Source organism: Nocardioides sp. CPCC 206348, from assembly GCF_048654705.1.
Taxonomy (GTDB): domain Bacteria; phylum Actinomycetota; class Actinomycetes; order Propionibacteriales; family Nocardioidaceae; genus Nocardioides.
This window is the reverse complement of sequence record NZ_JBMCZA010000092.1, coordinates 12,907-21,505: the sequence shown is the minus strand read 5'-3', so window position 1 is coordinate 21,505 and position 8,599 is coordinate 12,907. Positions and strand designations below refer to the sequence as shown.

Sequence of the window (8,599 nt, the reverse complement as noted above, 5' to 3'; positions counted from 1 at the left end):
CAACGACGGCCGCCCAGGAGAGATCCTGGGCGGCCGTCGTCCTTCAATTCCGGTCTGTCCTCGCAACTGCCCCCTGCGCGAAATCGCCCCCTCAGCCGTCGTTGATCTCCGCGGCACACCGGTCATCGAAGGTCGACACGCCACCGGGGTCCGTGGTGCCCTGACCGATCAATCCGCCCGCTGTGCTGTCGTAGGCGGCGTATTCGCCCGTGGTCTCGTTGACGAGGCAGAAGAGGACGCCCGGCTGCGTCCTCAGCCGGAAGTAGATGTTGAGCCGGTTGCCGGGCTGGAACGGTGCCAGGTCGCCGTCCTTCATGAGGCTCTCCACAGCGAACATGTCGATCGGATAGTCCTCGCCTGCGGCGTGGAACCGCGCCAGATCCGCACCGAACGCAATGGCGGCATCGGCGGTGGTGCCCGGAACCGAAGCCGACTCCGAGCCCTCCACCGGCTTGCCGGGACCACCCTCCGGCGGTAGCAGGCCGACGTTGAAGTCCTCCTCGACACACCCGCCACCGACCGCGTCAGGAGCCTCGTTGAGTGATGCCCACACGATCTCGGCCACAGCCTGAGTCGGCGCAGTGACCGTGACCTGCAGGTTCCCGAAGGGCCTGTTGAAGCCGTAGTGCCGGTCATCGAGTTGCTCACCTGACCCCTCACCCGCCGCGCCCGGCACCGCGCAGACGGCATAGCCACTGCGATCCCCCTTCTCGCCGACACCCCAGAAAGCAGGGATGTCGTAGCCAATGCCGTTGCGCTCGAACGACACCCACTGCGAGCCGTCGATCACCGGCTGCCCGTCGAGCCGAGCCGTCGCGAGGATCTGGCGCGTGAGGTCGCGGTCGGCGGAGGTCACGTTGAAGATCCACTCATCGACATGGACGTAGGCGGTCCAGTACGCACGGCCGTCGCCCGGCCGCCGAACCACCACCCCCGCAGCATCCAGGGGCTCGTAGGTCTCAAACTCCTCGAAGGAGGTCCCCCTCCCGTCGGCGCACGGATCCTCACCGGGTGCCGCATAGACGCTGCGATTCGACGCGGCGTTGTCGCCCGCGCAGTCGTAGGCCTTCCAGTCGGGCGGCAACGATGCGCGGAGATCGCCTTCCGAGATCGTCTGCCAGGCGGCAGACGGCGTCTCCGTCGGGTCCTCCGCGATGTCAGGCGACCCGCCGTCGCGAGCACCGAAGGCCACAGCCGACACCGCCACGACGAGCGCGGCCGCGACTCCCCCCACGGCGATCCGCCGCTGGCGTCGTACGCGATGACGACGGCGGGCGCCGGCGGCCAGGCCGGACGCGTCCGGCGCCTCCTCGGCGACGGCGGCGAGCGTTGCGCCCACCTGCTCCTCGAAGTCAGTCATCTCGCTCACCCCTGTCCTGCTCGTTCAGGTTGCCCAGCTCGGTCCTGAGTACGGCGATCCCGCGGGACACCCGCGAGCGGACGGAGCCCTCGCGGACCCCCGTCAACGCCGCGATCTCGTCGTACTCGAGCTGTTCGTAGAAACGCAGGACCACGGCGGTCCGCTGCGCCTCGGGAAGCGCCTGGCAGGCCGCCCAGATCCGCGCCCGTTCGTCGTGCCCGGGACCCTCGCCCGGACCGGCGACGACCTCGCCGCCACCGACGAACTCCGATGGCGACTCGCGACGCCGGAACTTCCGCCACCACGAGGTGTGCGCGTTGACCACCATCCGGCGGACGTACGCGTCGGGGTTCTCGACGCGGGCGATCCGGTCCCAACGCGGCAACGCACGCGACAGGGCGTCCTGGACGACATCCTCCGCATCGGCCGCGTTGCCGGTCAGCACGTAGGCGAGACGCAGCAATGCCGGGCCACGCGCCGCGACCCAGTCATCGAACGCCGGGGCGTCGGTGAACGCGGCCGGGTCCGCCCCGCTCGACTCCATCACTGCTTCCACACCCCTCCAACGCTGCAACCCGCAATCCTGTTGCGAGTCTGCTGCAAGGATTCGGCCATGGAGTGGATCGACCTGCTGCAGACGACGACCGACCGGTTCGCCGAGGTGCTGGAAGGCGGCGACCTGACAGCACCGGTCCCTGCCTGCCCCGGCTGGACGCTGGCCGATCTCGGAGAGCACACCCGCTGGGTGCACGCATGGGCGGCGCACGCGATCACGGCCGGCACCCCGGACGGCGACACCGTGGCCGTCGGTACCGATCGCGCGGCACTCGTAGCGGGCTACCGTGCCGCCGCCAGCACCCTGCTGGACGCGCTGCGGACCACCGCGCCCGACGACACCGTCTGGACCTTCGGACCCGAGCCGAGGAGCATCTTCTGGCGCCGCCGCCAGACCCAGGAAGTCACCATCCACCTGTACGACGCCCTCGCCTCCCAGGGACGCGAAGCGGAGTGGTCGATCTCCCCCGAGCTCGCGTGGGACGGCGTCGACGAGGTCGCGACGCTGTTCTACCCGCGCCAGATCAAGCTCGGCCGGACCGCACCCCTGCAGGGGACGGTGCGGTTCGTGGCGACTGACCTCGACCGCTCGCTCGACCTCGGTGAGGGCGAGCCGGTGGCTGAGCTGTCCGCGCCTGCTGCGGACCTGCTGCTGATGCTGTGGAAGCGCAAGCACGTCGAGGGCGATGCCGCCGCCGTGCTGGCCACAGCGGCTGTCACTCCTTGACGCGCGCCCACTCGGCCGGGCAGTGCTCGTGCTCGCGACAGCAGGCGTGCGGCGTCATCTCCTCGTCGGGCCACGGGTGCGACCACCCGTGCCCGCCGAGCTCGGGGTGCACGCACTTGTAGCTTCCGGCCCGGTCGGGTGCCGCCGCCTGCTGGAGCACGGCGGCGCGCTCGTGGGTCAGCCCGCCCTGCCGGTCGAGCAGCCGCGCCACCTCGGAGAGATTCACTCTGCGACGAACCGCGCGTCCACCTGCGCGGAGACCTCGATGTCCTCGGGCGAGAGCTCGAGCTCGCTGGCTCCCGAGGAGTCCTTGGCCATGCCGGCCATGCGCATGTACGGCGCCGCACCGCCGCCGTCCATGGGCGAGATGCCCATGGTGAGCATGCCGGCATCGGCCACCGCGACGGGCCGGACCTGTCCGAGGCCGAGCGCGTCGGCGTACTCCTGGGCTCGGCGCGCGGCGTCCTGGACGGCGCGGGTGCGGACCGCCTTCTCGAGGTCCTGCCGGTTGTTCTCGGTCAGTGCCCACACGACACCGTCGAGGCTGAACCCGGCCGTCCCGGTCACGTTGCGGCCGACCCAGTCGGTGAGCTTCGTGAAGTCCTGGAACTTCACCTCGAGGCTGATGCTCGCGTGGTGCACCAGCGGCAGCTGCTTGCCGTCCTGGTTCCACGGGCGTTCGGCCCAGGTGCGGATGTGCTTGGTCGCCCACCACGTGACCGGACCGTGCTCGGGGTTGTGCAGCACCTGGATCGACTTCTTCACGGCGTCGAGGTCGGACACGACCCGGTTGTAGACGGGCTTGAGGGCCGGACCCTCGAAGCCGAGCGTGGCCCGGACGGTGCCCCGCTCGGGGCTCTGGAAGGCGACGTGCGAACCGCGGACGGTGAACTCGGTGGGCATGCGCCCACCCTAGACAGCGGCCGGTCAGCCGCGGCGCGTCTCGAGGACCCGGAAGCCCTTGGCGCTGGCCAGCCGGGTGGTCGGGAATCCCTGCTCGCCGAGCCAGCGCTGCAACGAGTCGGCGCCGAGGTTCTTGCCCACGACCATCACGGCGCGGCCGTCGGGTGCCAGCCGCGGCAGCCAGGTCAGCAGCAGTTCGTGAAGGGCTTCCTTGCCGATCCGGATGGGCGGGTTGGACCAGATCTCATCGAACTCCGCGTCCGCCGGGACGTCCTCGGGCACCGACGCCGTGAAGCGGTCGGTGACCCCGAGCGACTCCGCGTTCTCGTTGGCCAGCAGGACGGCGCGCTGGTTGACGTCGACGGCCGTGACCACCGCGTCCGGCACCGCCGCCGCGACGGCGAGCCCGATCACGCCGTACCCGCAACCGAGGTCGAGGATCCGGCCTCCCGCGGGCGGTTCGGTCTCCCGGACGAGGATCGACGTGCCGCTGTCCAGGCGGCCCCTGGCGAACACGCCCGACCCGCTCTGGAGCTGGAGCTCGAGGCCCCAGACGGCGGCGTACGCCGTCTCCCGCTGGAACGGCACCGAGGGATCGGCGGTGAAGTAGTGCTCGTCGCTCATGAGGGCGCCTCGGTGGAAGTACGGCGGGCGGCGGTCTGCTGCGCCCTGTTGGCCAGTTCGGAGTCCTCGGGATACCGGACCTCTTCGAGCACCAGCCCGTGCGCGGGTACGACGGTCACGCCCTGGTCGCGTCGACGACCGGTCAGCACCTCGGCCGCCCACTCGACGGGCCGCCGTCCCTCGCCGACGGCCACGACGCACCCGACGAGTGCGCGCACCATCGAGTGGCAGAACGCGTCGGCGCGGACGTGGCCGACCAGGATCCCGCTGTCGTCCCGGCGCCAGTCGAAGTCGAGCAACGTGCGGATCGTCGTCGCGCCCTCGCGCTTCTTGCAGAACGCCGCGAAGTCGTGGAGTCCGACGAGGGAGGCCGAGGCCTCGTTCATCGCGTCACCGTCGAGGTGCCGTCCCCAGCGCAGCACCTCGCGACGGCGCAGCGGGTCGATCAGGGCCGGCGCGTCGGCGATCCGGTAGGAATAGCGCCGCCACAGCGCGGAGTAGCGCGCGTCGAAGCCCTCCGCCGCGGGCCCGATCCGGTGCACCCGGACGTCGCGGTCCAGCACTCCGTTGACGCGGCGCGCGAGCCGGTACATCTGGTCGGGCGCGACGGCGAGCGCGTCGTCGGGGACGTCGACGTGGGCGACCTGCGCCCGGGCGTGCACACCCGCATCGGTCCGCCCCGCGACGGTGACCATGAGCGAACCGTCGGGGATGCGCAGCACCGTCGTCAGCGCGGACGTCAGTTCTTCCTGCACCGTCCGCAGTCCCGGCTGGGTGGCCCAGCCCCGGAATTCGGTGCCGTCATAGGCAAGATCGATCCGCAACCGCACGCGTGAATCGTAGGGCCCTAGCCCAGTTCGGCGCGGGTCGGCGGGTCCGCACCGACCCGACCGACGGTGATCGCGGCTGCCTTGGCGGCATACTCCAGCGCAGCGATCCACTCCTCCGCCTCGAGCGCTGCGATCCGGTCGGCACCGCCGGCACCGAGCAGTGGCCAGAGGTGGTCGATCAGTGCGGCACCGAACGTGTCGCCCGCGCCGATGGTGTCGACGACCTCGACCGTCTGGGCGTGGATGCCACCGGTGCACCAGTCGCAGCCGCACCGCGAGTGCCATGACGCGCCGCCGTCACCGTGCGTCACGACCACCGCCGACGGACCGAGCTCGAGGAGCCGGGACGCCGACTCCCCCGGGTCCTGGTCGGGCCAGAGCGCCAGCAGGTCCTCGTCGGAGGCCTTCACCAGATGGGCGAGTGCCGCCATCCGGTTCACGCCGGCGAGCACCTCGGGGCCGGTGCCCGTGATCGCGGGGCGGAGGTTGACGTCGTACGACACCGTGGTGGTGGCCCTCAGCTGCTCCACCAGCGCGAGGACGTCCCCTGCGCCGGGCGCCATCAGCGGCGCCAGCGACGTCACGTGCACCACGTGCGGCGCATCGGTCGGTACGTCGGCGGGCAGCTGCCACCCCACCTCGAACGTGTACGACGCCGCGCCGGTCGCGCCGATGACGGCGTCCGCGCGCGGGCTGGCTGCCAGCACGTGCGGATCGGCGGCGAGGTCGACCCCGGCGGTCCGCAGGTGTCCTTCGAGGAGTTCGCCTGCCGCGTCGGGCCCGTAGGCGGTCGCGATCCGGACCGGGCGACCCAGCCGGGCCAGGGCGACGGCGACGTTGACGGCCGAGCCGCCGGGCCGTTCGACGGGCGCCGCTCCGGGAGCCTGGACCACGTCGAGAACCGCTTCACCGATCACCAGGGCTGTCGTCACGCCCCCACTGTGCCGTCGATGTCGGCCCGATGAAAGAGGACTCGCCTCAGTCATTCGGTGCGGTGCACTGACCGGCCCGGGTCGTCGTGTACGCCGGCTGGACACCAGGCGAGGTCGCCGACAGGAACTCCACCACCTTGACGCACATCGCCGGTTCGTCGTCGTCCCCGACCGTGACGGTGAAGCCGTAGGAGTCCTCCGCGGGATCGTCATCCGCGAACTCCTGGCGGGTGATCACCGCCGGCCGGCCGAGCCGGTCCTCGATCTCGACACGAAGCCGGTCCTGACTCACCCCGCCGAGCGAACGGTCCACCGCGGCGGCCGCGTCGACGGTCGCCTTGGACAACTCGCCCTCCGAGACCGAGAAGTGATCGAAGGTGAGCCAGACAGCGATGATCAGGACGATCCAGATCGGTCCCGAGGTGCGCAGCGACGACTCGGGCTTCAACACGAGGGCTCCGAGGAGGACGAGCAGGATCACCCAAGGCAGCCACAGCGGAACCATCACGGCCCCAGCCTCTCCCGACACACCGGACGCCAAACAGTGCGCGGTGCGGGCCGTCGATGTCGGCCCGATCAAATAGGCTCGCGGGCGTGACCCTGGAGACCTCGCTCGAGAAGCCGGCTCCGGTCCGTGCGATCGCGAACGCGATCTCGGGCTGGATCGACCGGCTGGGTGCGGTGTGGGTCGAGGGCCAGGTCACCCAGATCAGTCGCCGTCCGGGGCTGGCCACGGTCTTCCTCACGCTGCGCGACTCGGTCGCCGACATCTCGGTGCCGGTCACCTGCTCGCGGGTCCTTTTCGACGGGCTCGCCACGCCCGTGACCGAGGGCGCCTCGGTGGTCATCCACGCGAAGCCGACGTACTACGCCAACCGCGGCAGCATGTCCCTGCAGGCGCGCGACATCCGGATGGTCGGACTGGGCGAGCTGCTCGCCCGCCTGGAGCAACGCCGGCAGCTCCTGGCCGCGGAGGGCCTGTTCTCGTCCGAGCGCAAGCGCCGCCTGCCCACGCTCCCCGGCCGGGTCGGGCTGGTCACCGCGCCCAAGTCGGCCGCCGAGCGGGACGTGGTCGAGAACGCCACCCGCCGGTGGCCGGCCGTGTCCTTCGAGATCGCCTACGCCTCGATGCAGGGCCACAAGTCCGCGGCCGAGGTGATCGAGGCGGTCCGTCGCCTCGACGCGCACCCCGAGGTCGACGTCATCGTGATCGCCCGCGGTGGCGGTTCGGTCGAGGACCTCCTGCCGTTCTCCGACGAAGGACTGATCCGGGTGGTCGCCGCCGCACGCACGCCCGTCGTCTCCGCCATCGGCCACGAACCCGACTCGCCGCTGCTGGACCTGGTCGCCGACCTCCGCGCATCCACCCCGACCGATGCGGCCAAGCTGATCGTTCCGGACATGCTCCAGGAACGCAGCCGGGTGATCGAGGCCCGCGCGCGCATCCGCCAGGCCGTGACCATGCGGCTGGACCGGGAGCAGGGCCAGCTCGACGCGATCCGGTCCCGCCCGGTGCTGGCCGACCCCCGCACCCTGCTCAACGCCCGGGCCGAAGAGCTCGATGACTGGCGGATCCGGATCCGCCGCCAGCTCGAGACCCGACTCGACCGGGCGGCCGACGACATCGACCACCGGCGGGCGCGGGTCAAGGCGCTCTCCCCGCTGGCCACCCTGCAGCGCGGATATGCCGTGCTCCAGGACGCCGACGGCCACGTCGTGACCTCGGCCATCGACATCGCCCCCGGCGCCTCCCTCACGGTCCGCGTCGCCGACGGCCGGATCAACGCCACCGCCACCACGACCGAACTGATCGAGGAGAACCCGTGAGTGCATCGCCTGACGAGACCCCGTCCTACGAGGACGCCCGGGCCGAACTGGTCGAGGTGGTTCGGCAGCTCGAGGCCGGCGGCACCACGCTGGAGGAGTCACTCACGCTCTGGGAGCACGGCGAGAAGCTGGCCACGATCTGCCAGGACTGGATCGACGGCGCACGGGCCCGGCTCGACGCCGTGCTCGAGGCTGCCGACGAGGACTGACCCCGCGGGTCAGTTCTTGATCGGCTCGGTGGTCAGGCTGTCGACGACGACCTGGAGGTCCCCGGCCGAGGCCGACCCGAACACCAGCAGCGAGTCGTCGCCGAGCTCGGCGGCGAACGCGGTGTCACCACCGTCGTCGGTGTAGCCCTTCCAATCACGCACGACCGGCGCGGTCACGCTGGCAGGAACGGTGTAGGCGTCGGCGACCTGCGTCTCCTCGTCCACCCACTTCGCCAGCAGCGCCGGGATCGTCGAGTCCTCCTGACGGACGCCGACGAAGTCGCCGTCGTCGGTCAGCAGGCGGACCATGAAGACCGGGTCGTCGCCGGGAACGATGTCGACACCCGTCGCGATCCAGCCGTCGGGAAGGGTCGCGGGATAGACCGGCGTGAGCCCGGCCTGCTGCGCCGATGCGATGGTCCCGGCGTAGTCGATCGCCTCGGGCTTGATCACCAGGTCGTGCCGGAAGGCGCCGGTGAAGTAGAGCAGCGCGCCGAGGCCGATCACGGTCACGACCAGCGAGGTCACCAGGCCGGCAGCGGATCGCTGGTAGCGGCCGGCCTTTCCGGTGGGCTCTGTCTTCGGGGTGCTCATGACGGGTCAAGTATCCCGGCGGCCCCTCGACCGACGGC

The 8,599-nt window shown here is 71.1% G+C and carries 12 protein-coding genes; 3 read left to right on the top strand and 9 right to left on the bottom strand.

Annotation, left to right across the window (positions count from 1 at the left end; all coding sequences use genetic code 11):
• Positions 1-91 precede the first annotated feature (91 nt).
• Positions 92-1,360, bottom strand: coding sequence for a hypothetical protein (locus ACOADB_RS04900; RefSeq protein ID WP_378596817.1), 1,269 nt, complete (start codon positions 1,358-1,360; stop codon positions 92-94).
• The gene (locus ACOADB_RS04895; protein ID WP_378596815.1) at positions 1,353-1,904 is read right to left on the bottom strand and encodes a SigE family RNA polymerase sigma factor; all 552 of its coding nucleotides are present in this window, start codon (positions 1,902-1,904) and stop codon (positions 1,353-1,355) included. The genes ACOADB_RS04900 and ACOADB_RS04895 overlap by 8 nt, the downstream gene beginning before the upstream one ends.
• 69 nt (positions 1,905-1,973) lie before the next feature.
• Here ACOADB_RS04895 and ACOADB_RS04890 point away from each other — a divergent pair, with 69 nt between their 5' ends.
• On the top strand, positions 1,974-2,642 hold the full coding sequence (locus ACOADB_RS04890) for a maleylpyruvate isomerase family mycothiol-dependent enzyme (RefSeq protein WP_378596814.1): 669 nt from the start codon (positions 1,974-1,976) through the stop codon (positions 2,640-2,642).
• Here ACOADB_RS04890 and ACOADB_RS04885 read toward each other — a convergent pair.
• Genes ACOADB_RS04885 through ACOADB_RS04860 form a run of 6 tightly spaced genes read right to left on the bottom strand, consistent with a single transcriptional unit; the run spans position 2,632 to position 6,439 of the window.
• The gene (locus ACOADB_RS04885; protein WP_378596812.1) at positions 2,632-2,868 is read right to left on the bottom strand and encodes a hypothetical protein; all 237 of its coding nucleotides are present in this window, start codon (positions 2,866-2,868) and stop codon (positions 2,632-2,634) included. The genes ACOADB_RS04890 and ACOADB_RS04885 overlap by 11 nt on opposite strands.
• A complete protein-coding gene (locus tag ACOADB_RS04880) occupies positions 2,865-3,545 on the bottom strand; it encodes an SIMPL domain-containing protein (RefSeq protein ID WP_378596811.1) in 681 nt (226 codons plus the stop codon). Before ACOADB_RS04880 ends, ACOADB_RS04885 begins: the two co-directional genes overlap by 4 nt.
• Before the next feature lie 24 nt (positions 3,546-3,569).
• Entirely contained in the window at positions 3,570-4,169 is a 600-nt protein-coding gene (locus ACOADB_RS04875; protein WP_378596809.1) for a class I SAM-dependent methyltransferase, read from the bottom strand.
• A complete protein-coding gene (gene truA, locus ACOADB_RS04870; RefSeq protein WP_378596808.1) occupies positions 4,166-4,999 on the bottom strand; it encodes a tRNA pseudouridine(38-40) synthase TruA in 834 nt (277 codons plus the stop codon). The genes ACOADB_RS04875 and truA overlap by 4 nt, the downstream gene beginning before the upstream one ends.
• A gap of 17 nt (positions 5,000-5,016) precedes the next feature.
• The gene (locus ACOADB_RS04865; protein WP_378596807.1) at positions 5,017-5,931 is read right to left on the bottom strand and encodes a PfkB family carbohydrate kinase; all 915 of its coding nucleotides are present in this window, start codon (positions 5,929-5,931) and stop codon (positions 5,017-5,019) included.
• 46 nt (positions 5,932-5,977) lie between these two features.
• Positions 5,978-6,439, bottom strand: a complete 462-nt coding sequence (locus ACOADB_RS04860) for a hypothetical protein (protein ID WP_378596806.1) — start codon at positions 6,437-6,439, stop codon at positions 5,978-5,980.
• Positions 6,440-6,525: 86 nt separating this feature from the next.
• Here ACOADB_RS04860 and xseA point away from each other — a divergent pair, with 86 nt between their 5' ends.
• Complete coding sequence (gene xseA, locus ACOADB_RS04855) at positions 6,526-7,758, top strand: exodeoxyribonuclease VII large subunit (RefSeq protein WP_378596805.1); 1,233 nt, start codon at positions 6,526-6,528, stop codon at positions 7,756-7,758.
• The gene (locus ACOADB_RS04850) at positions 7,755-7,967 is read left to right on the top strand and encodes an exodeoxyribonuclease VII small subunit (RefSeq protein ID WP_378596803.1); all 213 of its coding nucleotides are present in this window, start codon (positions 7,755-7,757) and stop codon (positions 7,965-7,967) included. Before xseA ends, ACOADB_RS04850 begins: the two co-directional genes overlap by 4 nt.
• Positions 7,968-7,976: 9 nt before the next feature.
• Here ACOADB_RS04850 and ACOADB_RS04845 read toward each other — a convergent pair whose 3' ends face one another.
• Positions 7,977-8,561: a DUF4245 family protein gene (locus ACOADB_RS04845; RefSeq protein WP_378596802.1), complete on the bottom strand. Its 585-nt coding sequence runs from the start codon at positions 8,559-8,561 to the stop codon at positions 7,977-7,979.
• Positions 8,562-8,599 lie beyond the last annotated feature (38 nt).

Bases quoted from the DNA above. Each gene is read 5' to 3' on its own strand.
- ACOADB_RS04900 (WP_378596817.1), bottom strand. From the start codon at position 1,360: ATGACTGACTTCGAGGAGCAGGTGGGCGCAACGCTCGCCGCCGTCGCC.
- ACOADB_RS04895 (WP_378596815.1), bottom strand. From the start codon at position 1,904: ATGGAGTCGAGCGGGGCGGACCCGGCCGCGTTCACCGACGCCCCGGCG.
- ACOADB_RS04890 (WP_378596814.1), top strand. From the start codon at position 1,974: ATGGAGTGGATCGACCTGCTGCAGACGACGACCGACCGGTTCGCCGAG.
- ACOADB_RS04880 (WP_378596811.1), bottom strand. From the start codon at position 3,545: ATGCCCACCGAGTTCACCGTCCGCGGTTCGCACGTCGCCTTCCAGAGC.
- ACOADB_RS04875 (WP_378596809.1), bottom strand. From the start codon at position 4,169: ATGAGCGACGAGCACTACTTCACCGCCGATCCCTCGGTGCCGTTCCAG.
- ACOADB_RS04845 (WP_378596802.1), bottom strand. From the start codon at position 8,561: ATGAGCACCCCGAAGACAGAGCCCACCGGAAAGGCCGGCCGCTACCAG.